Source organism: Polycladidibacter hongkongensis, assembly GCF_001561995.1.
In the GTDB taxonomy this organism is placed as follows: Bacteria; Pseudomonadota; Alphaproteobacteria; order Rhizobiales; family Stappiaceae; genus Pseudovibrio; species Pseudovibrio hongkongensis.
The window spans coordinates 46050-72734 of the sequence record NZ_LLWC01000017.1 but is presented as its reverse complement, the minus strand read 5'-3'; the positions used below and the strand labels follow the sequence as shown (position 1 = coordinate 72734).

Annotated in this window: 21 protein-coding genes and 2 tRNA genes; 12 read left to right on the top strand and 11 right to left on the bottom strand. The window is 53.7% G+C overall.

The window, feature by feature from the left end:
- Positions 1–66 precede the first annotated feature (66 nt).
- Positions 67–3513, bottom strand: a complete 3447-nt coding sequence (gene pyc / locus AYK82_RS06795; protein ID WP_068313123.1) for a pyruvate carboxylase — start codon at positions 3511–3513, stop codon at positions 67–69.
- A gap of 336 nt (positions 3514–3849) precedes the next feature.
- Positions 3850–4569, bottom strand: coding sequence for a LuxR family transcriptional regulator (locus tag AYK82_RS06790; protein WP_068313122.1), 720 nt, complete (start codon positions 4567–4569; stop codon positions 3850–3852).
- A 688-nt stretch (positions 4570–5257) separates the two neighbouring features.
- On the opposite strand from AYK82_RS06790, the gene AYK82_RS06785 reads away from it, so the two are divergent.
- From AYK82_RS06785 to AYK82_RS06765, 5 genes are all read left to right on the top strand, one after another.
- On the top strand, positions 5258–8182 hold the full coding sequence (locus AYK82_RS06785) for a DEAD/DEAH box helicase (protein WP_068313121.1): 2925 nt from the start codon (positions 5258–5260) through the stop codon (positions 8180–8182).
- A gap of 5 nt (positions 8183–8187) precedes the next feature.
- Complete coding sequence (locus AYK82_RS06780) at positions 8188–8577, top strand: RNA-binding S4 domain-containing protein (RefSeq protein WP_156453284.1); 390 nt, start codon at positions 8188–8190, stop codon at positions 8575–8577.
- A gap of 226 nt (positions 8578–8803) precedes the next feature.
- Complete coding sequence (gene fdxA, locus AYK82_RS06775; RefSeq protein ID WP_068313115.1) at positions 8804–9142, top strand: ferredoxin FdxA; 339 nt, start codon at positions 8804–8806, stop codon at positions 9140–9142.
- 464 nt (positions 9143–9606) lie between these two features.
- Entirely contained in the window at positions 9607–10179 is a 573-nt protein-coding gene (locus AYK82_RS06770; protein WP_068313112.1) for a CarD family transcriptional regulator, read from the top strand.
- A 125-nt stretch (positions 10180–10304) separates the two neighbouring features.
- Positions 10305–11213 (top strand): RNA polymerase factor sigma-32, encoded by a 909-nt coding sequence (locus AYK82_RS06765; RefSeq protein WP_068313109.1) that lies wholly within the window; start codon positions 10305–10307, stop codon positions 11211–11213.
- Here the strand turns inward: AYK82_RS06765 and AYK82_RS06760 are convergent.
- A complete protein-coding gene (locus AYK82_RS06760; RefSeq protein WP_208976419.1) occupies positions 11210–12652 on the bottom strand; it encodes a M48 family metalloprotease in 1443 nt (480 codons plus the stop codon). The genes AYK82_RS06765 and AYK82_RS06760 overlap by 4 nt on opposite strands.
- Before the next feature lie 27 nt (positions 12653–12679).
- Entirely contained in the window at positions 12680–13309 is a 630-nt protein-coding gene (locus AYK82_RS06755; protein WP_172795200.1) for a thermonuclease family protein, read from the bottom strand.
- A gap of 207 nt (positions 13310–13516) precedes the next feature.
- On the opposite strand from AYK82_RS06755, the gene AYK82_RS06750 reads away from it, so the two are divergent.
- From AYK82_RS06750 to AYK82_RS06740, 3 genes are all read left to right on the top strand, one after another.
- Positions 13517–13593, top strand: a tRNA-Arg gene (locus tag AYK82_RS06750).
- A gap of 166 nt (positions 13594–13759) precedes the next feature.
- A complete protein-coding gene (locus AYK82_RS06745; protein WP_068313093.1) occupies positions 13760–14908 on the top strand; it encodes an alpha-hydroxy acid oxidase in 1149 nt (382 codons plus the stop codon).
- Between the two features lie 197 nt (positions 14909–15105).
- Complete coding sequence (locus tag AYK82_RS06740) at positions 15106–16524, top strand: nicotinate phosphoribosyltransferase (RefSeq protein WP_068313092.1); 1419 nt, start codon at positions 15106–15108, stop codon at positions 16522–16524.
- 61 nt (positions 16525–16585) lie between these two features.
- Here AYK82_RS06740 and AYK82_RS06735 read toward each other — a convergent pair whose 3' ends face one another.
- The 6 genes from AYK82_RS06735 to hemC all read right to left on the bottom strand — a co-directional run bounded on the left by AYK82_RS06735 (position 16586) and on the right by hemC (position 23029).
- The gene (locus AYK82_RS06735) at positions 16586–17752 is read right to left on the bottom strand and encodes an AGE family epimerase/isomerase (RefSeq protein WP_082733793.1); all 1167 of its coding nucleotides are present in this window, start codon (positions 17750–17752) and stop codon (positions 16586–16588) included.
- Between the two features lie 231 nt (positions 17753–17983).
- Positions 17984–18059, bottom strand: a tRNA-Thr gene (locus tag AYK82_RS06730).
- 99 nt (positions 18060–18158) lie between these two features.
- Positions 18159–19862 carry a heme biosynthesis protein HemY gene (locus tag AYK82_RS06725; RefSeq protein ID WP_068313086.1) on the bottom strand — a complete coding sequence of 568 codons (1704 nt, stop codon included), beginning with the start codon at positions 19860–19862 and terminating at the stop codon, positions 18159–18161.
- A gap of 24 nt (positions 19863–19886) precedes the next feature.
- A complete protein-coding gene (locus AYK82_RS06720) occupies positions 19887–21299 on the bottom strand; it encodes a hypothetical protein (RefSeq protein ID WP_068313083.1) in 1413 nt (470 codons plus the stop codon).
- Between the two features lie 90 nt (positions 21300–21389).
- Positions 21390–22106, bottom strand: coding sequence for a uroporphyrinogen-III synthase (locus AYK82_RS06715; protein ID WP_068313080.1), 717 nt, complete (start codon positions 22104–22106; stop codon positions 21390–21392).
- Positions 22106–23029, bottom strand: a complete 924-nt coding sequence (gene hemC, locus AYK82_RS06710; protein ID WP_068313075.1) for a hydroxymethylbilane synthase — start codon at positions 23027–23029, stop codon at positions 22106–22108. The genes AYK82_RS06715 and hemC overlap by 1 nt, the downstream gene beginning before the upstream one ends.
- Positions 23030–23136: 107 nt before the next feature.
- On the opposite strand from hemC, the gene tsaD reads away from it, so the two are divergent.
- On the top strand, positions 23137–24252 hold the full coding sequence (gene tsaD / locus AYK82_RS06705; protein WP_068313073.1) for a tRNA (adenosine(37)-N6)-threonylcarbamoyltransferase complex transferase subunit TsaD: 1116 nt from the start codon (positions 23137–23139) through the stop codon (positions 24250–24252).
- 41 nt (positions 24253–24293) lie between these two features.
- On the opposite strand, the gene AYK82_RS06700 is transcribed toward tsaD, so the two are convergent.
- Positions 24294–24704, bottom strand: coding sequence for a VOC family protein (locus AYK82_RS06700; RefSeq protein WP_068313070.1), 411 nt, complete (start codon positions 24702–24704; stop codon positions 24294–24296).
- A 107-nt stretch (positions 24705–24811) separates the two neighbouring features.
- Here AYK82_RS06700 and AYK82_RS06695 point away from each other — a divergent pair, with 107 nt between their 5' ends.
- The 3 genes from AYK82_RS06695 to AYK82_RS06685 all read left to right on the top strand — a co-directional run bounded on the left by AYK82_RS06695 (position 24812) and on the right by AYK82_RS06685 (position 26683).
- Positions 24812–25279: an NUDIX domain-containing protein gene (locus tag AYK82_RS06695; protein WP_208976418.1), complete on the top strand. Its 468-nt coding sequence runs from the start codon at positions 24812–24814 to the stop codon at positions 25277–25279.
- 30 nt (positions 25280–25309) lie between these two features.
- Positions 25310–26305, top strand: coding sequence for an NAD(P)H-dependent glycerol-3-phosphate dehydrogenase (locus AYK82_RS06690; RefSeq protein WP_172795199.1), 996 nt, complete (start codon positions 25310–25312; stop codon positions 26303–26305).
- Positions 26306–26392: 87 nt separating this feature from the next.
- On the top strand, positions 26393–26683 hold the full coding sequence (locus AYK82_RS06685; RefSeq protein ID WP_068313064.1) for a YciI family protein: 291 nt from the start codon (positions 26393–26395) through the stop codon (positions 26681–26683).
- Positions 26684–26685: the final 2 nt, after the last annotated feature.

Genomic DNA, 26685 nt, shown 5'->3' with positions numbered 1-26685 from the left:
TCACATCAAAAAAAGGGCAGGCCCAAAAGACCCGCCCTTTACATTCATCAAGCAAAAATCGAAGTGCTAGCCTTCAAAAACCACCAGCACATCTTTTGCCTCAACAGCATCGCCCGGCACCACAGTCACCTGCGCGATAGTGCCATCACGATCTGCGTGAACAGTGGTTTCCATCTTCATGGCTTCAACCGAAACAAGCACATCACCGGCCTTCACTTCCTGACCGGCTTTTACCGCGACGGTGGAAACAACGCCCGGAACCGGCGAACCGAACTGGTTCGGATTACCCGCTTCCACCTTGGCGCGGCCTGCACCGCCTGTTGCCCCATGCGCCCGATCAAGCACACGGATCACCCGCGGCTGACCATTCAGCTCAAAGAACACGCGCTTTTCGCCGTTTTCATCTGTTTCGCCAATCGCAAGGCAGGAAAGCACCATCACTTTACCCGGCTCCAGCTCAACCATGATTTCGTCGCCAACATCAAGCCCGTAGAAGTAAACCGGCGTTGGCAACACACTGGTTGGGCCATATTGCCCCTGCATCTTCATGAAGTCGGTAAAGACCTTCGGATACATCAAGTATGAGCTGAGTTCTTGTTCGCTCACCTCGCGCCCGGCCACAGCCGCAGCCTCAGCGCGCTTGGCATCAAGATCTTCCTCGGCAAGCAGCGATCCAGGACGAACCGTAATCGCCTCCTGCCCTTTCAGCACTTTTTGTTGCAACGCCGCAGGCCACCCCTTCGGAGGTTGCCCAAGATCACCGTGCAGCATGTTCACAACAGACTCAGGGAAAGCAACCTCTTTAGATGGGTCCAGCACATCTTCTGGTGTGATGCCCTGCGAGACCATCATCACAGCCATGTCTCCAACCACCTTAGAGCTTGGCGTCACCTTTACGATGTCGCCAAACATCATGTTGGCATCAGCATAGGCCTGCGCCACCTCGTGCCACCGCATTTCCAGCCCCAGCGAACGAGCCTGCTCTTTCAGGTTGGTAAACTGGCCACCCGGCATTTCGTGGAGATACACCTCGGAAGCACCAAAGCGTAGATCACTCTCGAAAGCGCGATACTGTGTGCGAACTGCTTCCCAGTAAAACGATGTCTCGCGGATAAGCTCAGTATCAAGGCCACTGTCGCGCGTGGTGCCCTTCAGAGCTTCAACAACCGAACCCATACACGGCTGCGATGTCAAACCAGACAGCGCATCCATCGCCATATCTACAACATCGACACCGCTTTCAACGGCCGCCAGAATGGTCGAGGCAGCAATGCCTGACGTATCATGCGTGTGGAAGTGGATCGGAATGCCGATCTCTTCCTTCAACGCCTTGATAAGCACCTTGGCCGCTTGTGGCTTGAGCAACCCGGCCATATCCTTGATACCAAGAATATGAGCGCCCGCCGCTTCCAGCTCCTTGGCCAGATTGACGTAGTACTTCAGATCATACTTTGGCCGTGCAGAATTGAGAATATCGCCAGTGTAGCACAGCGTCGCCTCACAGAGCTTGCCCTCTTCCTGCACTGCGTCCAAAGACACACGCATGTTTTCTACCCAGTTTAGGCAGTCAAACACGCGGAAGACATCAATGCCGTTTGTCGCCGCCTGATGCACAAAATGCTTCACCACATTATCCGGATAATTGGCATAACCAACACCGTTTGAACCACGCAACAACATTTGCAACAGAATGTTCGGCGCTTTCTCGCGCACCAAACGCAGGCGCTCCCAAGGATCTTCTGTCAAGAAACGCATGGAGACATCAAAAGTCGCGCCGCCCCAGCATTCCAGCGAGAACAACTGCGAGAAGCCTTTCGAGTACGTCTCGGCAATCTGCGCAATGTCAAAGGTCCGCATCCGTGTCGCTAGCAACGATTGGTGGGCATCACGCATGGTGGTATCGGTAATCAGCACTTGTTGCTGCGCTTTTACCCACTCGGCAAAGCCTTTCGGCCCCAACTGGTCCAGCAGTTGCTTGGTGCCATCTGGTGCCGCTGCATCAATATACGGTGCCACCGGTGTTGGTGCATCTTTAGGCGGACGTGGCCGCCCACGCGTTTCAGGATGGCCATTAACAGAGACATCCGCAATGTAGTCAAGCAGCTTGGTTGCGCGGTCTCCGCGGCGAATATCTTCAAACAGCTCTGGCGTATCATCAATAAACCGGGTGGTGTATTCATTCGCCAAGAATTTCCTATGAGAAATAATCTGCTCAAGGAAAATCAGGTTGGTTGCCACACCGCGAATACGAAACTCGCGCAAGGCACGGTCCATACGCTTGCAGACTTCCGAAGCCGTCGGCGCCCATGCAGTAACCTTCTCAAGCAGCGGATCGTAAAACCGGGTAATCACTGCGCCGGAATAGGCCGTGCCGCCATCAAGCCGGATGCCAAAACCAGTCGCCCCGCGATAGGCAGTAATGCGCCCGTAATCTGGCAGGAAGTTCTGCTCGGGGTCCTCGGTAGTAATGCGGCATTGCAAAGCATGGCCATTAAGCTCGATCTTGTCTTGCTCAGGCACACCAGTGGTTTTCACATCCCCAATCGCCGCGCCTTCGGCAATCGCAATCTGCGCCTTTACAATATCAATGCCGGTGACCTCTTCAGTTACCGTATGTTCCACCTGAATGCGTGGGTTCACCTCGATGAAGTAAATCTCACCGGTATCCGCATCCATAAGGAACTCAACAGTACCCGCGCCGCAATAGCCAACCTGACGGCCAATGCGCAGCCCGTATTCGCAAAGCTCCGCACGCTTTGCGTCATCGAGGTATGGCGCCGGAGCCCGCTCGACAACCTTTTGGTGGCGACGCTGAATGGAGCAATCGCGTTCATAAAGATGCACCAAATTCCCATGGCTATCGCCAAGAATCTGCACCTCCACATGGCGTGCGCGCTCAACAAGCTTTTCAAGATAAACTTCGTCTTTACCAAATGCGGCCCGCGCTTCGCGCTTGGCCTCCTGCACCTCGGTAAGCAACGAGCTTTCATCGCGGATCACACGCATCCCGCGGCCGCCGCCACCCCATGAGGCCTTCAGCATCACCGGATAGCCAATCTCAAGCGCGAGGCGTCTCACCTCATCCATATCATCGGGGAGCGGGTCTGTTGCAGGCATAACAGGTACGCCAGCCTCAATCGCCAATTCACGGGCAGAAACTTTGTTACCAAGCCGGCGCATTGTATCGGCAGAGGGGCCAATAAACTTGATCCCATGCTCTGCGCATGCATCTGCAAATTCAGGGCTCTCGGAAAGGAAACCATATCCCGGGTGGATTGCATCCACATTGCGCTCTTTAGCGACGCGCAAAATTTCATCAACTGAGAGATAGGCCTCAATCGGCCCCATGCCTTTGCCAACTTGATAGGCCTCGTCCGCTTTAAAGCGGTGCAACGCCAGTTTATCTTGCTCTGCAAACACAGCGACTGTTTCCAGACCCAGCTCGTTTGCTGCACGAAATACCCGGATTGCGATCTCCGAGCGGTTTGCCACTAGAATACGACGAATTGCCAAACAGTCCCCTCCGATAAATTATTTGTTTTGTGAAACGAATATTTACAGGGTAGACAAGTGTAAGCAAAGCGTTTAATTGCCACTCTTCATTAGATCGCAATTATTATTTGACGCGGTTACTTGTTTTTCGCATAGCTATTATGCACTATCTGCATAGCAACCAAGCGTAGCCTCAGAAAAACCAAGGTTTTAAGACGAAATATATTAGGTTGGGACAAAAATAATTCTAACGAAGCCATTTCGCTCCTTAGACTTAATCAACTTAACTTGAGAATTACCGAAGCGACAAAACCGACAAGTAGCGGCCTTGTCACCTCGATTTGGCCCTAAAGGCTCCTACCTGATTAACCCCAGACGGAATCCCTCGGCCACAGCATGCGTTCGATTTGCAGCGTGCAACTTACGCGCTGCCGATGCCAGATACCAATCTGCCGTATGCTGCGAGATTGTAAGGATCTGACTAATCTCCCAGCTGGTTTTACCCGCGGCAGACCATTTTAGGCATTCAAGCTCACGCGGAGTTAGGCGATGCCGTGGGCGTGACACACCCGATCCGCTGAGTTCACGTAGACGGCTGCATGCGTAGATACCAACTAAGTGTAAAACGCTAATTTCACGTTCATTCAGCCGTGCCTCTGCACCTGCAAACATCAAGATGCCTTGAAAGCCTTGCTGCCCATGAATTGGCACACACACCCCATCGTGCATGCCAAAATCCTTCGCGTCGTTAAGTACTTGCAGAGCATTCGCAGAAAGCGAACGATCACTGGAAACACTTGAATAAAGGAAAGGACGTGTGGCATTACGAGCTTTGGCAACGATAGGATCATGGCGCACATAATCACGATCCAAGTAGCGTTGCTGCCACTCAGGCTTCCAGCCACTCAATAGGATACACCCATCGAAAGGCTGCCCGGATTCAGGAATAGTTGCCAAGCAAAAATTACTAAATCCAAAGCTCAAGGAAAGGTCAGACAGACGGCGGGCAATGCCATCAGCTGTTTCCTCGCTATTAATGGTATCAACAAATTCCAGTGCAACAGTTAGTGGATTCATTTTATTCACCCCTATTTATCTTGCCCCAACGAAGATTACCCTACGAAAGCACGGCTCGATATAGAAGGCGTATTATCCACCCATTCTTATTCGTCTCCGAAAAAAGCACGTATAGTAAAAAATTATTATTCAATTAGTCTTGGTCATTGAAAAGTGAAGAGCCTACCTGCTTGACACACAGCAATATGCGCAAACATAACACGCTATACGAGCAACCCAATTTCTTTGGACTAGAAAGTTAACACCAGCGACATTTCAGTGAATTCAGAACTAACCTTATATATAAAATACACAAATTCGCTCCACCCACACATCTCTGATCTACTCAAAATTTATCACCCAAAATATATCCATCACCCATCGAAAATAGTGAAAATGAGCCACTCATATTTTTGCTATTGATGCATTTTTCTTAACTATCTTTACCTCGGGGAAATCGGGGATAACTCTTCATTTAATACTAGACCTCACCCCACCAATACTTTTAACCCAGCAAAAACGAGGGAATCACTTGAGCAGGCGCTTGCCTCCTTCCCTTGAAAATGCCGCTGAAGAGAATCTCAATTGTCGCCTCAACAGGTCTCGACAGTTGTAGCCGCAGCGGTTAAGAGCATTGCAACACCGCGTCCTCGGCGACAGTCTTTCTTCACCCCTGATAGAGTTCGGGGGCAAAACACACAAGTAGGCCATGACAGCACTTTCCCTGCCTCGTCACCTCCGCTCCAAATCGGTAACGGCAATTCTTGGCCCCACGAACACAGGCAAAACCCACCTTGCGATAGAACGCATGTGTAACTACGGCTCAGGGCTTATTGGCCTGCCTCTGCGCCTGCTTGCAAGAGAAGTTTTCGATAAACTCGTAGAGCGCAAAGGGCCTGATGTCGTCGCGCTCATCACGGGCGAGGAGAAAATAATCCCGCGGTCACCGCGCTACTGGGTCTCAACTGTAGAGGCCATGCCGAAAGACCTCGTTGTCGACTTCCTCGCGATCGACGAGGTACAACTTGCAGGCAATCTGGATCGCGGGCACGTCTTTACAGATCGCATCTTAAACAGTCGCGGGCGCGAAGAAACGCTGCTGCTTGGCTCGCTCACCGTGCGCCCCCTCTTGGAAAGGCTGCTTCCGGGCCTGAATATTGTCACACGCCCGCGCATGTCTGTGCTGTCATATGCTGGCTCAAAAAAGATTACCCGCCTGCCGCGACGCTCTGCCATCGTTGCCTTCTCCTCCAATGAAGTTTATGCCATTGCCGAACTGATCCGTAGGCAGAACGGTGGCGCCGCCGTTGTACTTGGGTCCTTGTCCCCGCGCACCCGCAACGCACAGGTCGAGCTTTACCAAAATGGTGATGTCGATTGGCTCGTGGCCACCGATGCAATTGGTATGGGCCTGAACCTAGATGTGGACCACATCGCTTTTGCCGGGCACCGCAAGTTCGATGGCTACCAGTACCGTCAGCTGACCCCTTCCGAGACAGGTCAGATAGCCGGACGAGCCGGCCGCCACCTGCGCGATGGCACTTTTGGCGTGACCGGGAGAGTCGCAGGCTTTGATGATGATTTGGTCCACCAATTGGAATCACACAGCTTTGATGCCCTAAAAGTGCTTCAATGGCGCAACTGCAAACTCGATTTTGCATCAATTCAGGCACTTTTACGTGCTTTGGAGCACTCTCCGCAAGAACAGGGCTTGACCAAAGCCCCTCCGGCGGAGGATATCGGTGTCCTAGAACTTGCTGGTCGCAATCATTCGATTGCATCTGTCGCGACCACAAGGGAACGGGTCGAGCTGCTTTGGGATGTTTGTCAGGTACCGGATTATCGCAAGATAGCCCCTGCCAATCACGCAGAGCTTGTTTTTGACCTCTATTCTCATCTGACCTCCAAAGGGAAAATCCCTGAGGAATGGCTCAACAAGCAAATCGCCTTTGCTGACCGTACAGATGGGGATATAGACACACTGGCCAATCGGATAGCACATATCCGCACTTGGACCTTTGTGGCAAACCGTGCCGAATGGCTGAGTGACCCTACCCACTGGCAGGAGCTCACCCGCGGCATAGAAGATAGATTATCAGATGCCCTTCACGAGCGGCTTACACAGCGGTTTGTGGATCGGCGAACCAGCGTTTTGATGCGACGTCTGAGAGAGAATAAGATGCTCGAAGCGGAGATCACAGCAACCGGTGACGTACTCGTAGAAGGCCAACACATTGGCCAACTGCACGGTTTCCGGTTTGCACCTGATACAGCAGCAGAAGGACAGGACGAAAAAGCCGTCCGCACTGCAGCACAAAAAGCCTTGGCAAGCGAAATCGAAGCCCGCGCAGATCGCGTAGCTGCGGCGCCAAATGAAGAATTTGCACTGGCAGCCGATGGAGCGATCCGCTGGCAAGGCGCGATTATCGCCCGCCTCGTTGCCGGCGAAGCCACGTTGCGCCCAGGCCTTATTATTCTGGCAGATGAGCAGCTCTCCGGCCCGGCCCGCGAGAAAGTGCAACAGCGCATCGATCAATGGCTGAACAACCACATCGAAACCCTTCTGAAACCCCTCTTTGACCTAGAAAAGGCCGAGGAGTTGGAAGGGCTGGGCCGCGGAATCGCTTTTCAGCTACATGAGAACCTTGGCATCCTCGAGCGCGCCCAAGTTGCTGACGACGTTCGTCAACTCGATCAGACCATGCGCGGTGCTCTGCGCAAACTGGGTGTTCGTTTCGGCGCTTACCACATTTTCGTGCCACTGCTGCTTAAACCAGCTCCGAGCCAATTGATGGCTCAACTCTGGGCTCTGAAAGAGGGCAAACAGGACGCCAAAGGTCTCGATGTGCTGCCGCAGCTCTCGGCCTCTGGCCGCACCTCTGTTCCTCACGACGCAGAAATCGAGCATGCGCTTTATAAGGTCGTTGGTTTCCGCGTTTGCGGCCCGCGCGCTGTTCGTGTCGATATTCTAGAGCGCTTGGCTGACATCATTCGCCCACTCGTGGCTTGGAAGCCGCTGGATAGCGATGTAGAGGCACCGGAAGGCGTTTGGCCGGAAGGCGGAGCGTTTACTGTCACTGTGTCAATGACCTCCCTGCTAGGTTGCGCAGGTGAAGACTTCTCTAATGTGCTGAAGTCACTTGGCTATCGCGCGGAAGAAAAACAGGTCGAGCGCCCGATTGTAGCTGCCAAGCCAGCCGAAGAAGAAGCGCCTGTAACAGCTGCTGAGGAAACAACGCCTGCAGAGACTGCAGCCGCAGAAACCGCTTCAGAAGAAACCGCATCCGCTGACGAGCCAGCAGAAGCCACAACCACTGAAGAGGCGCCTGCTTCAGGTGAGGCGCAAACCGAGATGGTGACCATCGAAGTTTGGCGCCCCGGCCGCATGGACCGCCGTCGTCAGGGCGGTGACAACCAGCGCCGTGGCAACAACAGGGGCGGCAAGCGTCCTCAGCAAGATGGCGAGCGTCGTCACAGCAAAGGTAGCCCACGCCGTGGCGGCAACAACAAAGCCGGTGGCCACAAACCACGCGGTGGCAACAGCGCCCCTGCACGTGACAAGCCAATCGATCCAAACTCGCCATTTGCTGCTCTCATGTCGTTGAAAAACGGTATGAAAGACGACAAGAGCTAAGTCATATGCAAATGCAGGCAAGCCAAACCCAGCGCATTGACAAATGGTTGTGGTATGCCCGCATTACCAAATCCCGGACACTGGCACAAAAGCTGGCAGTGTCCGGACACATCCGCCTCAACAAAGACAAAGTCAGCGCAGCCAGCCAGCAGGTGAAACCCGGCGATGTTCTGGTAATCACGCGAGAGGGGCGGCAGAAGATTGTCAAAGTCTTGCTTCCGGGCACCCGCCGCGGGCCAGCTCCAGAAGCGCAAACGCTCTACGAAGACCTGACACCACCGCCAGATCTAAAAGCACCAGCAAAAGTGGCGGAGCGGGACCATGGCGCAGGCCGTCCGACCAAGCGGGACAGGCGCCAACTGCAACAGCTTAAGCGCCAAGACGGACTGCTTTAACACCGCCAATTCAGCGCTCAAACTGGCAAAACTCGGGCTCAAGCAAAGAACTGCCGATAGTTTCCCACTTTTTGAAAACACACATCTGTTTTCAGCTAGTCAAAGAAACGTATGCTCCTTGCGCCGCAGCCACAAAAGCAATAAACCCATATTCAAAGCGGCGTAGAGACAATAAGCAGCGCTGCACCTGTCGGGTAAAATCGCCAAGTTTATAAAGAGGATTACGATGACTTACGTCGTAACTGACAACTGTATCAAGTGTAAGTACACAGACTGTGTTGAAGTCTGCCCGGTTGATTGTTTTTACGAGGGTGAAAACTTCCTCGTCATCAACCCGGATGAGTGTATCGACTGCGGTGTTTGTGAGCCAGAGTGCCCAGCAGATGCGATTCTCCCTGATACAGAGCCCGGTCTAGAGAGCTGGATTGAGCTAAACGCTGAGTATTCCGAGAAATGGCCAAACATTACAGTGAAGCGAGATCCCCTTCCTGAAGCTGCTGAATTTGACGGCGTTAAGGACAAGCTCGAGAAGTACTTCTCGAAAGAACCTGGTCAAGGTGACTAATAACAGCCACAATCCGGTGTGACCTTGCCCCGCGCTGATTTTTGCAAAAAAGCGCTTGCTGAACCCAAGATTTCTCGGGTAATAAAGAAAAGGGCGCGGCTCTTCGCGCCTCGTATCGCTGGCCACACCACGCCGGACTTGCCACACGGAAGGCCCGTCTTTGCAGCTTTGCAACAAGACGGTTGGATTTCCGTGGATAATCTGCTATACTGTAAAAATAGTCGTTTGGCACTTGCAGGTGTTCTCCCCAGAAATCGGAGATTTATCAGCTGCGGCTAGATAGCCGCTGTAGTCTGATTTTCGCTCAGCAAACCAGCTCGCACCATCGACACACTGGAATTTTCATCGACACACCTCCGCTCACGTTTGAACGGAGGTTGTTTGTGTCTTTAAGCAAGGCAGATCGGTGACCCACCGCTTTGCCTCCGGCATCTGCCGGAAACTGCGCAGGAGAAGTAACGCGTATGGCCACACCCGCAAAGAAAACCGCGCAGCGTCAGGGTTTCAAGACAGGTGAACACATCATCTATCCGTCACACGGCGTTGGTTACATTACGGCAATCGAAGAACAAACCGTAGCCGGCTTCGCGCTCGAGCTTCTAGTTATTGAATTTGAACAAGAAAAAATGACACTCCGCGTACCAGTTGCGAAAATCGCCTCTGTGGGCATGCGCAAACTGTCCGACGCAGCGACTGTTAAGAAATCTCTTGAAGTCATTACCGGAAAGCCGCGTGTAAAGCGCACCATGTGGAGCCGTCGCGCGCAAGAATATGAAGGCAAGATCAACTCTGGCGATTTGATTGCAATTGCAGAAGTTGTTCGCGATCTCTTCCGTTCTGAAAATCAACCAGAACAGTCCTACTCTGAGCGCCAGCTTTATGAAGCCGCGTTAGATCGTATGGCTCGCGAAATCGCAGCAGTGCAAAAAACGCCAGACACGGAAGCGGTTCGCCAGATCGAAGGCATCCTTGCAAAGGCCCCTTCTCGGATCGCAAAAGCTGCTAGTTCCGATGGTCAGGAAGAAGCTGCAGCTTAAACCGTACATCCCTACCGCATTTCTAAAACCCGACAACCCTGTTGTCGGGTTTTTGCATATAAACTGATCCAACCGAGAGCACTGCGCGTATCTACTTACAAAATCAATGCACTGGAGTAAGTGAAATGCGCAAGGCTAGTTACTCTCATACCAGCAGTCTCTTGGTAAAGCACGCAAGAAATGCGCCCTATCTTGAAGCAAAAGAGGAAACAGAGTTAGCGCGCAAATGGCGCGAAGAACGTGATCAAGCAGCGCTTTCGCGCCTAGCAACCGCACACATCCGCATGGTGATTGCGCAATCTCTCCGCTTTTCTAACTACGGGCTCTCCATAAGTGACATCATTCAGGAGGGTCACATTGGCTTGATGGAAGCCGCCGCCCGCTTCGACCCAGAGCGGGAAGTGCGCTTCTCAACCTACGCCAGCTGGTGGATTAAAGCAGCGATACAAGACTATGTGCTGCGCAATTGGTCAATTGTTCGCGGTGGCACGTCCTCCTCGCAAAAGACGCTGTTCTTCAGCCTTCGCAAGCAACGTGCGGAACTTGCTAAGTCTCACCCTGAACTAAGCGAAAGCGAACTACTTGAAAAATTGGCATCGCGTTCTGGACGCAAACCTGCCGAGGTAATATCCATGGCCGCTCGCTTGTCCGCTCCCGATCAATCGCTCAACACACCCCTTACAGAAGACGGTAACCAAACCGAGCTTATCGAACGTCTCGTGAGCGCGGAGCAAACGCCCGATGAAGTTGTAAGCGAGCGCCTCGATAAAGAACGCCAGCGTCGCCTGCTTAGCTTTGCAATGCAAAAGCTTGACGGCCGCGAGCGCAGGATCATCGCCGAACGGCATCTATCAGATCAGACCCCGCCAACCCTCAAAGAACTGGGGGTTACGCTAGGCATCTCAAAGGAGCGCGTTCGCCAAATCGAAAGCAAAGCGCTAGAAAAACTGAAAGGCAATGTTGAGGAGGCGCAGCAGCTCATCCTAGCGAAGAAGCAAGTAATGCTAACCATTAGAAAGGGACCTTGCCTCTAGTCAACGACGATTTTCACGCGATCACCAGCCTCGTAACGCGTTGACGACTTGCTTTGGTTTAGGATGTTAAACAAAGCCAAACGGCGCTTAACCTCAACGCCGCTCATGTTAACGGCAAGGCGCTTGGCCGTATCACCCTCTCTTGCCTCCAATATCTTGACCCGAAGTGGTTGCAGACGCGCCTGCTCGGTCGGAGTTAACTGCCGAAAGCTGGAGAGCGTGCGCTCAAAGTCGCGTGTAAAATTATTATTCGGCGTACGGCTGGCAAAGATAAACCGATATCCGGTTTGACCGATGCGAATAACACCAATGCGGAACGACCAACCTCCAGTAACAGCCGAACCTATCATTGCGGGCAAACCATTGATTGTCGTTGGGCGCACGCTGTTGTCAATAAGGCCGTTAATCCATCCGCTGCGCATATACCCCTCAAGCTTTTGAAAGCCAGTCAGATCCGCACCGTCGAAACGCATTGCCGTTCCGCTGCCATTGCTGGCCAGCACCGCATCAGGCGAGTTCTCGGGAATAAATCCATCGGGCACTTCAAAGGCTATTCCCAGTGCCTTGTGCAGAAAACTTCTCCCGCGGATATACCCCTCAAGCGGGTCGTCACCATAAAGGATGCCGTCAATATCATCCAGATATGCATCGCGATCACGCACCCCAATCCCGGGTGCACCAATCTGCCGAGCACTTAGAATGGCCCGCTTTACCCGCGCCGGGGTATTGGGGTGAGATGCAAGAAAGTCAGGTGCACCACCCCCATTCCCGCCGAGGCTTTGATAGCGGGCGAACGCGCCCATGGTTTGCAAAAAACGCGCAGCAGCGTAGGGATCATAGCCCGCCGCAGCAAGCGTTCTTACGCCAATATCATCGGCTTGCAGCTCTTGGCTTTGAGAAAAGCGTGCAAAGTCCAATTGCGTCTCTTTTATGGCCGCATCAATACTTGCCTGATCCCGGCCAACGCTTGTCATAACTTGCCCAACAAGCTCGGCCTCGTCAGCTCGCCGCTTGCGCTTCATCGCATGATTTGCGGTCACATGAGCCATTTCGTGTGCGAGCACCGCTGCAAGCTCAGAGGTGTCATTCGCCAGCGCCAACAACCCTCGAGTTACATAAAGATACCCACCAGGAAGCGCGAACGCATTCACCGCAGGGCTATTTAAAATCGTAATGCGATACTGAGTTTCGGGATCATCAGAAACAGAAACAAGCTTGCCGACAACTTTTGCAATCGCCCGTTCGGTTCCAGCATCTTCATAAACGCCGCCATAAGTCGCTACCACGCGAGGGTGCTCGCGCGCGCCAATATCGGCGGCCACGCCGGGGCGCAAAGTGCCCGGCTTCGGCTTATCACCGATGCTCAATCCAAAAATCTGGCAAGCACTGAGCCCAAGCAGAATAAGCAGCGCCGGAGCAATGCGTCGTATTTTGCTCAACAATCTATGCCAATCCCTAAAACTCATTCAATCTTTAAGAACAGCGGGAAGTACGCGCAACTCGCTAGGATGAGCCAGTTGCAACCATGGCCCGCCCTTAAACTGCAGCACTCCACGAACTTCCACGTTTTTTCCCTTTAAAGCGTCTAGCGAACCAAACGCATCCTCAAACTCCTTCATAACACTTTTTTTAAAGGTGGCAGTAAGATCTTCTGACCAGTTCCCACCGAAATTCAAATAAATGGTCGAGCGCGTTTTGCCAATTGAAACGACACGCCCCTTTAGAACAACCCACTCGCCTGCCAAGCCGGCTAGTTTCTTGTCACGCCAATGAATTATTTTGGTGTTTCGCCAAACACCCAATTGTTTTGCTCTTGCCAAAGCTTCAAGATTTAACATCCTAGAAGAAAGATTATTGGAGAGTAAACGCGGCCAAAAGTAGGCCAAGCCCTGTTCAACTGCGATTTCCTGTAGAAGTCGCCCGTTCGCATCATAAGCCAGCACTGGTTCACGCCCCCAGCGATCTTTCTTTGCGCCTACTATGATTTCTAGCCGCTCTGCCCGAGCCAGCAATCGCTCTTGCACATCTTCTCGACTGGCTTTTGGGAACAACAAGTCGGCAAGCACGACCGGCCTCGCCACTGCACACGTGTTCACCGCAGCAACGCCAACCAAAACCAAAGAAAATAATCGCGCAAGCATCATAAACAGAGGATGCCAAGTCACACAATGGCACACAACCCGAGAGCTCGGCCAAACAAAACCACGAGCATGACAATCTCCACCCTCAACTTTTGGGGATGAGTAACGACCTCTCTCGCCTTAATTTGCAATCCGTGGTATCTCGCAAATGAACGAGCATAAGGCCCCGTAGCTCAGCTGGATAGAGCAGCCGCCTCCTAAGCGGCAGGTCAGTGGTTCGAATCCACTCGGGGTCACCATTTTTCATTATACTTAAGTATAAACATCTCTCTATACATTGATATACCTTAATATAACCGAGTGAAATTAAAGTATATCAGATATCCAAACTACCCATAAACGTTGACACCTTGCCTTTGCTTTGACCATCTAATTCTCGGGAGAAGTATAATTGGGAGGTAGGCCATGTCACCAGCTTTGGAGATCAATGACCTAAAAGAAAAGGCGCGCCGCCGCGTGCCAAAGATGTTTTTCGACTACGCCGATTCCGGCTCTTGGACCCAGTCCACCTACGCCGCTAACGAAACTGATTTTCAGAAGATAAAGTTGCGCCAGCGCATCGCCGTAGATATGACAGGTCGCTCGTTGGCAACCACCATGGCAGGTCAACAGGTTTCCATGCCTGTGGCGCTCGCACCAACAGGCCTAACGGGCATGCAACATGCGGATGGTGAAATCCTTGCTGCTCAAGCTGCGGAAGAATTCGGCGTCCCCTTCACACTCTCGACCATGAGCATCTGTTCAATCGAGGCAGTAGCGGAGAAAACAACCAAGCCATTCTGGTTTCAACTCTATGTCATGCAAGACAAAGCATTCTTGCAAGCGTTGATCGAACGCGCCAAAGCCGCTGGCTGCTCTGCCCTCGTCATCACGCTGGATTTGCAAATACTGGGCCAGCGCCATAAAGACTTGCGCAATGGGCTTTCCGCACCGCCCAAGTTCACACCAAAGCATATTGGGCAGATGGCAACACGCCCTCTCTGGTGCCTGCAAATGCTACAAACCCGCAATCATAGCTTTGGCAACATTGTTGGGCACGCCAAGGGTGTTTCAGACCTGTCCTCACTTTCCTCATGGACGGCAGAGCAGTTCGATCCCAAACTGGATTGGAGCGCTGTCGAGGAAATCAAAGAAATGTGGGGCGGCCCAATAATCCTAAAGGGTATTCTCGATAGGGAAGATGCGCTCATGGCCGCGCGCTCCGGTGCAGATGCCATCATTGTTTCCAACCATGGCGGTAGGCAGCTGGATGGCGCGCCATCATCCATCGAAGTTTTGGGAGACATTGTCGATGCTGTGGGGGACCAAGTCGAGATCCATATGGATGGCGGTATTCGCAGTGGCCAAGATGTGCTCAAAGCGCTGTGCCTAGGCGCAAAGGGCACCTATATCGGCCGCCCGTTTTTGTATGGCTTGGGCGCTGGCGGCAAGCAAGGCGTCACCGATGCGCTTGAGATAATCCGCAATGAGCTCGACATCACCATGGCTTTATGCGGCGAACGTTTGGCAACCAACCTTGGCCGCCACAATATATACTCATGCAACTTTGCTTGAGCAAAGTGGGGCCTCACACAGGCCCCACATCAGAAACCAACGCGGCGCATCCCCTTATACTCAACTGGAGGTTATCCACCACACCGCGCGAAACTTGCCTCTCGCGCACCGTTCTGTACTGACATCCACACAAAGCCTGCTATTTTGCGAGGCATCGCTGCACCTAGCTAGAGGTGCCGATCTGGCAGGAAACACAGATGAACCATTCGCGCGTCACATTCGATAACCCCCTACTCGATACCGACAGCTATAAATACTCGCATCACCGCCAGTATCCCCCAGCCACGGAACATGTCAGCGCTTATGTAGAGGCGCGAAAGCCATCTGCTGGCATCAACAACATACTGTTCTTTGGTCTGCAAATGGAGCTCGCCAAACTGCGAGGCCCTGTTGTTACCCATGCGCTGATTGATGAAGCAGAGCCCTTTATCACCGCTCATGGCCTCACCGCCAACATTGCAAGCTGGCGCAAGATCGTCGATAAGCACGGTGGCCGCCTACCGGTGCGCATTGACGCCTTGCCAGAGGGCACATTCACACCAATTCGCACCACTATGATGCGAATTACCAACACCGATCCAGAATTCCCTTGGCTACCGACTTTCTTGGAAACCCGCCTGTTGCGCAGCATCTGGTATCCAAGCACCGTGGCAACCATCTCTTACACCTGCCTGCAAGAGATCCGCCGCGCCATGCTCGAAACAGATGGCGACACCACCGGCTTTGAATTCAAACTGCATGACTTCGGCGCACGCGGCGCTTCCTCGTTCGATACGGTTGGGCGCGGCGGCGCGGCGCACCTTATTGGCTCCATGGGCACTGACAGCATGAGCGGCCTCGTCTACGCGCGCAACTACTACGATGCGGACATGGCAGGTTTCTCCATCCCCGCTTCAGAACACAGCACCATGACAAGCTGGGGCGGCGAGGCTGGCGAGCTCACCGCAATGGCAAACATGCTCGACCAATATCCAACAGGCCTTGTCGCCTGCGTATCCGATAGTTTCGACCTGTTCCACGCCATCGAAAAATACTGGGGCGATGCCCTAAAAGACAAGGTACTGCAACGAGATGGCGTACTGGTTGTTCGCCCGGATAGCGGCAACCCTGTCGAAATCGTCCCACAAGTGATTGAGGCGCTCGGCGCTGTCTTCGGATTCCATGAAACATCAAAGGGCTACAAGCTTTTGCATGATAAAGTGCGCGTCATTCAAGGGGACGGTGTCTCGCCAAGCTCCATTCGCGCCATCATGGAAGAAATGAAAAAGCGCAAACTGGCCATCGGCAACATCGCTTTCGGCATGGGCGGCGCGCTATTACAAAAGGTTAACCGCGACACCTTTGGCTTTGCCATGAAAGCCTCGGCCATCTGCCGTGATGGACAGTGGCAGGATGTCTTTAAAGCTCCGGCAACATCGCTGCACCAAGGCAAGGCCTCACGCCCAGGACGTCAGGCAACCATCTTCACTGCAACTGGCGTCTTGAGCTCTGTACGTGTCGAAGAACTTGATGGCCGAGAAGACTTGCTGCAGCTGGCCTTCGAAAATGGTGAACTCACAAAGTACCAAACATTCGATCAAGTACGTGCACAGGCCGCAAGTACTTTCAAAGCGTAGCCTCAGGCAATCACCGCACGAATATAAATAGGGGGAGCATTGCTCCCCTTAACTCATTTAGTTACAGCTTAGGCAATTCAGCTTCAACAAAGCTACGCATCTCTGCAATTGCACTCACAATATGATAGAGCGAGCTTGCTGGCGACGGCTCTTCCACAAAGCTGCCGTCTTCCAGCATCTTATCCAGCCAAAGCCCTTTAGGCGCTGCGTCCAGATACTTGCGCAGCGCTGCCACAGCACGCGGCAACACTTGCTCATAGGTTGCGCGTTCCTGCGCAGTTTCTGCATGACGGATCATGGAGAGAGTAGATTTGATCCACTCGGTCTGACCCCAAAGGCGCGCCAACGGGTCACGCGGGCTCAAGTCATCCCAGATACCCATAACAACAACATCACGCTGTGGGCAAACACCCTTTTCCAAGGCTACGGCATACAGCTTCCGAGCCGCAGATACCGCTGCCTCATCGCCGTGTCGCTCCGCCCAGTTACACAGCAACCACGCCCACTCAAACAAGTGCCCCGGCTCGACTTCTCTGCCTTTGTCACCCGCTTGCGCCTGCCAGTCCAACTCGAAAAACTCACGCAAAGCACCATTATCCGCGCGCATAAACCTGCTCATACACAGCTGCACAATTTCGTCAGCACAAGCAGACCAAGGCCCATCCGCGTCAACAAGCTCCAACGCCTGACACGCCTCGAACATATGCATATGCGGATTTGAACACAGCGGAACCTTTGCCGGATTGTCGCTGTAAAACCCGATTTCAGGATGCTTGTAATTCTTGCAGATATAGTCAAAAAGAGCGCGCGCTTCGCCAAGCGCCTCCTCTTTTTTCTCTGGCAAACGCTCGGCAATGCTTGCCTTGGCCAGCAGCGCAAATGCCTGATTGTAAAGATCAAAGCTCTCGTCAATTAGCTTGCCATCAACATCAATCAGCGCGCCGTAGTAGCCAGCATCCAGCTTAAAAACACTATCATAATGAGCCATGCCATGCAGAGCTGCTTCGCTCCAGCCGTCTTGCCAGCCTAGACGATTGCCCTCACAAAACACATAGACCATCCGCGGATTAACACGCGAACGCAGCGGAACGTGACATGCTTTACCATTCAGCGCCATGGTTTCTGCATAACCACCGCGGCCCCGAATTGCGCCTTCATGCCACCACAGCGGCAACGCTCCCTGAAGAAGCCACTCTTGCAGGTAGTCTGTCTGTTCTGCCAAATTCACGTTCTTATCTCCCGGCAATCAAATGTACACAGCACAATAGCCTAGTAAGGCTAAATCATGTTTTTGATATTACCAAATAGGCACAGTTGCAAACCAAATACTGTCGCACACGCCCATTTCCTGCCAAGACTAACGCTGAAACGCAATTCGGCAAGCTGCAAATTCTCATGCTGGAATAATCCAGATGTGCACAAGTGATGAGGAGGGGGGGCTTTTATCAGATCGAGATAATGGTGCCGCTGATAGGACTTGAACCTACGACCCACGCATTACGAATGCGTTGCTCTACCATCTGAGCTACAGCGGCACAGCGCCCTTGGCGCTTTTGCATGTGATACAAAAGCTATTATTCGAATGCAAGAGGGCTTTCACGCTGGCGGCGCACTCATCCACCACCAGCCTATTCCTATCTCAGATAGCGAAAGTCCGCGTCCTTGGATTTTGCGCTCTCTGCGCTTTCCACCCCCGGATCATCTGGTGCCCGGTGCAATGGAAACTCCACAAGTTGCTCCTCTGCTTGCCCGTTTTGCTTGGCTTTTATCGGCTCAGCAACAGGCACAGCCTCAACAGTTTCTCCCGTGCCTTTCCCTTGGTCAAGCAAGTGGCCATCTGCCACAGGCGCTGAATTCTCCCGCTTGTTTGCACGCTCGGATCTATCAAGACTTTGATCCGCCGCAGCAGGTGCGACTGGCGTAACCTCAGCCACCGGCATTTTTTCAACGCGCACATCTTGATCTTGCGCTTTGGTTGCTTCCTCGTGTTCGATCACACCGAGGGGCCGCAATAGATCCTCATCAATATGCTCCACAACGGCAGCCTCACCCCCCGTCCCTTCCGGCACTTGCCAGCGATAGGCATCGAGCCGGCCAGTGCGCGGCGAAACAGGCGCCCAATGAGCGGAAACAAACCCATCCGCAACCCAAACCTTGTCCTGGGGTGCTTTTAACGCCCGTGACAACCATTCACGCACACGCCCTTGATCCCCGCTTTCCAATTCGTCAAGATCCGCCATCAGCAAAAATGCACGCTGCGTTGGCTCACTACGCAACACGCGCGTCAAATGTTCGCGCGCAACATCAAATTTGCGCGCGTCAAGTGCCGCAACAGCAACCGCAAGCGCCCCCTCACTGGTGTTGCTACGCAGCCCATCCAAATGGTGAGCCCGCTTCAAGCGATCTTGCGCACTATCTCCTGCTCTTACCTTCAGATACCCCTCGGCGATATCTGGATGCGGGGCAGCCTTCCATGTGGCCTCCAGCACTTTAGAGGCCTTGCGCATATCTCCCTTAAGCACCAGCAAACGTGCTGCCACTTGTGCCGCTGGCACCAAATCAACAGCAAGGCCATGCGCTTCCACCGCCAAAATCCGCGCCCGCTCAGGTTCTTTGTCTTCCAGCTCAAGCGCACGGGCGCACAAAAGCACAGCGCGATTGCGCCGATAGCTCGGTTTACCAATCAATTTAGCAGCGTGATTCTTTGATAAGGTCTCTAGAGCTGCCTCCCAATTTCCCGAGACCGCCTGATAGCCAAGCACTGCCTTGCCAGCCCATTTCAGGCCGGGGACCAGTTGTAACGCCTCTTTGGCAAAATGCGCCGCCGCGGCAGGCTCTTGTTCCCGCTCCGCCTCGACAAACAACCCGTGCAGCCCAACAGACTTCGTGCGCGGATCCTCCAACATTGCTTCAAAACGGCGTCGGCTCTCCTCGCTGTTGCCAGAAAGCTGCGAGGCCTGCGCGAGTAATAGCTTTGCTGCAGGCTCGTCCCCGCGCAGCAGCTTGTCAGCCTCCAGCCCCATCTTCTTCGCCCGAGGTATGTTACCAGCCCCAAGCGCGATCAGGCCCTGCGAAAGCACGTCAAAGCCTTTGTCACGCCGCCGCCGCTGCATGTACTTTGCCGTCAAGCTGGGTGACTTCATCACCAACCGAAACACTTGCCACGCGATTACGGCCAGAACCACAACAACCACAAGGCCAACCAACACGGGCATCAACTCTGCCTGCATGCGCAGTCCCTGCCAATCGACAGTTACCACGCCCGGTCGATCAGCCACCCATGCTCCGGCCCACGCAACGGCGAAAAATAAAGCAAGGTAAACAAGCGCTTTAATCATAACCCTAGGCTTCCTCTGCTTTTTCTATTTCGCGGCCATGGCGCTGATCAATTGCTCTTGCACCTGCCGCATCAGGTCCGCTGCCTGCACACGTGCCTTAACAGCACCAGCCCACTGGGCCCCTGCTTGCCGCATCTCATCTGGAAGCGCGTCGTATAGATCTAGCGCACCGGCGAGATCCCCTTTAGCAACCTTCTGCTCCATCGCCCCCAGCATCCTACGCGGGTCACTCATATCGCTGCCGTCAATGCGCCGAACAGACACAAGCTGCTCTGCACTGCCCATCAATCGGCCCCAAAACCCTTCTTCCGCAGCCTCTTCAGCAATTTGCGCCCGGCTCATCTGGCGCACGACCGCATCAAACCCGCCAATAAGCGAGGCTGTGCTTGCCACGCCCTCCTTGGCAAAAGGCTCAAGCTCTTGCAACGAGACCGCATGCTCTGGAAATACGGCCATCACAGCGGTCAGCTCTGTTTCAAATGGTCGACCTTGTTCCACCGCACGCTGCAGCGAACTAACAGCCAAAGCGCGCGCGGCTTGATTACGATCTAAGGACGCTGAGGCTTGATCTTGCAGAGCGGCAAATTCACTTGCTTGTGCCGCGTTATCTGCTTGCAACTGCGCAATGGTGCCCTCGAACGCGGCAAACGCGGACTGCAACCGCTCAACATGCCCAGATACCGAATTTAACTGCATCTGCAAATCAGCAACCGGCGCCGCATCACCCTGAGGGGCAGCACTTGCTTGTCCCTCCTGCAACTGCGCCACATCTACGCGTATCGCATCAATGCGGCTGCCAAACGCCTTTGCAATTTCCTGGATTCGCTGTTCCAACTCACCTTTCTGGCCATCAAGCTCGGCATCTTGTGCAGCATCGCTAACCGGAGTGGCCGTTTCAAGCGCAGCAATCTGCTGTTCCAGCTTTTCAAGCCGGATCTGATTGGCCTCAACCACACCAGCCATCACAGCTCGCTCGTCACCCGAAATAGCTTGAACATTCACTACGCCTGAGGCAACCAAGGCAAAAGCAGCTACTGCACCGACAAAACCCCCGCTCAGCCCCCCTGCAACCCATGCAGAGACGCCGGAACTCTTCGCCTGCGCAGGCTCACCATGTAGGGCAGCCGTATCTGGCTTCTCACCTGACGGCTCGTCGGTGGTTGGTTCACTCTTAGGTACCGCCGCAGAGAAACCAGTAGATCTTCCGCTGGTATCAGGCGCGGTATCTTCCTTCTGCTTGGAAGCTTTTTCAGGCCCCTGCGACGCGGCAGGTGCGCTCTTGCTTTTTACAGCCTGCGCTTTTGCGGCCTTGGAGGAAGTCTCTTTTGCCTCCAGCTCTATTACCGGCGGTTTTGACGCAGCCGCCTTTCCCGCCGCGCCGGCAGTTGCGTCACTCGCCTTTTTAGATCCCGTTTTGTTGGAGGGTGTCTCCGCCATCCTAATCTCCTCCAGACCCATAGTTTAGGGGGTCTAAACCTAGCCATCGCCTTTAAAGCACGAAACTACCGCAAACTTGCAAACACACCACTAAGAGCAAGTTGCTAACAAATCCAAGAGGTGATGTTCATCAGGCCTTTTTGCAATGCGTACTTCCCCAAACGCGCAACACACGTCAGCGACCTGCGTCGAAATACACAGCGCTGTAATATGTTTAAGTTCTGTCTGCACGTTTTCAAGGGTGCAGGCTTCTACAAAAGCTTCAGCAGTTCTTTTAGAATAGAATAAGGCAGCCGCGGCCCGATCCTCAGCTATCTCTTTCAAGACCAGCTTTGGAAGCTCATAAACCTGCTGCATATGGTACACAACACGCAGCTCGCAGCTGATGCCCCGGCTTTTTAAATCCCCAGCAAGATCGCCGCTTCGTTCTCTTGCGGCTGCATAGAGCACGCCGCCGTCAAAAGGGTGACTTACAATTAGATCTGCCAGATCCGCAACGGTTCCCGCAGCGACGCTCACATTGTCAAATCCGCTGCGCCGCACGGCGCTGGCAGTTTTTGCACCAACAGCAAACACTGGCAAGCCCATCAAGCCTTCGGCAACGGCGCGCGGAACGGCGCGCAACAGTGCACGCGGAGCCCGCTTACTGGTAAACGCGATAGCACCGAAATCCGCAGCTGTCCCGACCTGAGCCGCAATTGGCTCTTCCCGCAACATTGGCGCAAGCAAAACCTCATACCCACGCTGTGCAAGCAAACCCATGCTTGCACGAGAATCCTCTTCAGACCTGGTCAAGATGACCTGCATCAGCTCTCCAAGAAGTCTGGCCCCGCAATTGCTTTCAGGGCCTTCCCAGCCTCGTGTCCAATTGCTTTTGCGTTAGCAACCGGCCCCTCACGCTCGATACGATGTGTTTGGCTTCCGTCCGGCTTGATAACCTCACCCTTGAAACGGATGGTATTGCCGTCCACTTCACTAAGGCCGGCAATTGGCGTGCGGCAAGAGCCATCCATCTCGAACAGGAATGCACGTTCCAACGTCAACCGCGCCGCAGTCATTGCGCAATGGATCGGCGCCAACAATTGCAACATTCGCGTATCATCCACACGGCTTTCTATACAGATCGCGCCTTGACCAACAGCTGGAAGAAAGACATCCGTGTCAAGGACAGAGGTCACATGTTCATCCAGCTTCAAGCGGCGCAAACCTGCATGTGCCAACAACGTCGCATCAACAACACCCTCGGAGACTTTACGGATACGTGTATCGAGGTTGCCACGATACATCACCACTTCAAGATCAGGCCGCAACCGTTTGAGCTGTGCTTGCCGGCGCAACGACGAAGAGCCAACCACGGCTCCCTCTGGCAGGTCCTGCGGGGCGTTGGCCTTTGGCGACAAAAACGCATCACGCGCATCTTCGCGCGGCAAGAATGTCGAAATCTCGAGCCCGTCAGGCAGAACGGTCGGCATATCCTTGGAAGAGTGAACCGCCAGATCAATACTGCCATCAAGCAGCGCTTCTTCAATCTCTTTGGTAAACAAGCCTTTGCCGCCCACTTCCGCCAATGGCCGATCTTGAATGCGGTCACCTGAGGTTTTAATAACCACAATCTCGAATTCATCTTCATTAAGGTTATGCGCCGCCATCAAACGCGACCGCGTTTCCCTGGCCTGCGCAAGGGCAAGCGCGCTACCTCGGGTACCGATTTTGATCAAAGAGGTTTGCAACGACCACTCTCCCAATGCTAAAGGCTTGTATCTTTCGAGCAATTAACCGGCTTGCCATGTAAAATCAATGCGCAAACCGGATAACTGTATTACCAAAGGAGTCATTTGTGCTGAAGGTCCTCGGGATTGAAACCAGTTGCGATGAAACTGCCGCCGCTGTCGTTGCGGTGGATCAAGCCGGTTGCGGGCACATACTCTCAAATACCATTCATTCACAAATTGAAGATCACGCAGCTTTTGGTGGCGTTGTTCCTGAAATAGCGGCACGCGCCCATATCCAGTTGATTGATGGGGTCATTCAGCAAGCACTGCAAGAAGCAGATGTTAGTGCAGCAGAGATTGACGGCATCGCGGCAACAGCCGGGCCGGGCCTGATCGGCGGCGTAATTGTTGGCCTGATGACCGCAAAGGCCATGGCCCAAGCTCTTGAAAAGCCGCTAATCGCTGTAAACCATCTGGAAGGCCACGCCCTCACCGCACGACTGACAAACCAAACGGCATTTCCCTACCTGCTTCTGCTTGTTTCCGGTGGTCACACCCAGTTTCTCCTTGTTAAAGGCCTTGGAAGCTATGAACGCCTTGGCACCACCATTGATGATGCCATTGGTGAGGCTTTTGACAAAACCGCGAAAATGCTGGGCCTTCCTTATCCTGGTGGTCCGTCCGTTGAGACTGCGGCAAAAAAAGGCGATGCCACCCGCTTTCCGCTTCCCCGCCCGCTGCTTGATCGCCCCGGCCTCGATATGTCGTTTGCCGGGCTAAAAACCGCGGTACGCACCGCTGCTCTAAAGGAAGAGCCAGTAAATGATCAAACAGTGGCAGACCTTTGCGCAAGCTTCCAAGCCGCAATCGCAGATGTGATCGGCAAGCGAACGGACCGCGCGCTTGGCTTGTTTAAAGAACGCTATCCGCAAACTGCCCCCACAATCGTAGTGGCTGGGGGTGTCGCGGCCAACAACGCCATCCGGGAGCGCTTAACCGAAGTCGCCCTCACACATAGCGCAACTATGGTTGCCCCTCCCCACCGCCTATGCACAGACAACGCCGCAATGATCGCATGGGCCGGCGCCGAACACCTACGGGCAAAAGCGCAAGCGAACCCGGACATCCTCTCCGGCAACGGAAACGGCGACGACATGCAAGTCGCGCCGCGTCCTCGCTGGCCTCTCGATCAGCTTTCGCAAAGCGTCTTTGGCTCCGGCCGTAAAGGGGCGAAGGTCTAATCCCCTTTACGGCGGCAAAGCACCTGGCTTTTACGGCAGTCTTAAGCCTCGGGCGGTGGCGCATTCCAAGCAGCTGCCTCGATCTTGTGACCATCAAGATCTCTTACAAAACAGCCATAGTATGGCTCCCCATAATGCGGCCGTGGCCCCGGCTCCCCATCGGGCTTGGCACCTGCTGCAATCGCGGCCTCCCAAAACGCATGTACAGCATCATTGTTTGGGGCAATAAAGCCAAAGTGGGTGCCATTGCCAACGCTTGGCGCTTCCCCGTTACACGGGATCTGCACCCAAAACTCGGGAAACATCTTCCCATAGGCCACAGCGCCGGGATGCTCCATAATGCGTCTTGCCCCGATAGTTGCCAAAACCTTGTCGTAAAAAGCTATCGCCCTCTCAAAATCGGTTACACCAATAGAAACATGCGACATAATGGATGGAACGTCACTATCCATATTTCTCTCCCTCAATCGAGTTGAGTGGTCGCGCGGTCCCGGCCATGTTAGGCAGGGAATCAAACGGATCACAGCAAAAGCCTATTACCAGAACAATAAGAGAACAAATGAATACTTTTCATAAGTCCTACGTCTATTTGACCCATGAAAATCACCTACTGGTTTTCAATGAACCGGAGACTCGCACTATTGGCTACCAACTACCCGGCGGCACGCTTGATCCCGGTGAAAGCCATTTACAGGCCGCTCGCCGCGAATTCACTGAGGAAACCGGCTTCAAGCTAGAAGGCGGCTTACACCCACTTATGGATGTTGACTTTATCTATGAGGATGGCGCCGCGCCCGCCCTGCACAAGCGCCGTTTCTATCATGCACGCCTGTTGCAGGACAAAACCGCAGATTGGCACGCCGAACAAACCTTTGATCATTATGAATTAACGCCAAGTGCGGGCGGGCCGCCTATTCTTTTCCGCTTCTCATGGCTCGATCTAAACAAGCTAGTGGAAAGCAAGCCGCAATTCTATGCGGGCTTTGACGCCCCCCTGCCACGCCTGCTAGAGCAATTACAACTGTAATCCAAGAAGGTAATTCCAGTGACATCAGGCATGGAAAAAATCGCTGTCATCGGCGGAGGCGCTTGGGGCACTGCGCTCGCAGTTGCTGCGGCGACAGCTGGGCGATCTGTCTCCCTCTGGGCGCGCGATGATGAAATGGTTGCAGCGATTAATCAGCATCGCCAAAACCCTAAGTATCTGCCGGGCATTACCTTCAATAAAAGCATTAGTGCCACCACAGATCTTAAGCTAGCGGTGCAAGGTGCCTCCGCCATTTTACTGGTGACCCCCGCGCAAACTACCAGCGAATTCTGCAGGCTTCTGGGTCCGTTCACAGGTGCAAACATTCCTCTTGTACTCTGTGCCAAAGGCATCGAAGCGAGTACAGGCCGCCTCCTCTCCACAATCGTCAGTGAAACATTGCCGAACGCTGTTCCATGCGTATTGTCTGGCCCCAGCTTTGCCCATGATGTCGCCGCGGGGCTACCCACTGCGGTAACCATAGCTGCGCCGGAAATAAACCGCGCCGAAGCATTGTGCTCAAGCTTGGCAAGTGAAGCCTTTCGCCCCTATGCCTCCGACGATCTGGTCGGTGTTCAGGTCGGCGGCGCTTTGAAAAACGTTCTGGCTATTGCTTGCGGCGCTGCTGAGGGGTTTGGCCTTGGAGCAAGTGCGAAAGCCGCCCTTACCGCCCGCGGCTTTGCAGAACTAACGCGCCTTGGCCGCGCATTGGGCGCCCGAGCAGAAACGCTCACCGGCCTCAGCGGCCTCGGAGATCTGGTACTCACCTGTGGTTCAACCCAATCCCGCAATTTCGCTTTTGGAGCCAAACTGGGAGAAGGCTATACCCCGCAAGAGCTGGTCGCACCGGGACAAAAACTGGCAGAAGGCGCCTACTCTGCCGCAATCGCCGTAAAGCTCGCCAAACAGCATGGCGTTGACATGCCGATAGCCAGCACGGTAGCTGCTATTATCGAAGGCAGACTTGACGTTGCCGCCGCAATGAGCGACTTAATGACGCGCCCCCTAAAGCGAGAGGCACACTAACTTACAATTGTTATAGCCTATCAAGTATCGACTGGTTCGTTTTGCGTTAATTTTTGAATTTTCGGGCTTCTCACAGGAGGATATGAAATGCTCTACGCTCTAATTTGTACGGATAAACCACACAGCGAAGAGGTTCGGCTACAGCACCGTCCGGCCCACCGCGAGTTCCTCGCAAGCCTTGGAGATCGCTTGAAGTTTGCTGGCCCGTTCCTTTGCGACAACCTCACCACCGCAACCGGTTCTTTGATCGTCGTCGAAGCCTCCAACCGCGACGAAGCCCTCCTTGTGGCAAATGAAGATCCATACGCGGCGGCTGACCTGTTTGAATCTGTCGAAATCCGCCCATGGGATTGGGTCTTCAACAATCCGGAGAAATAAGC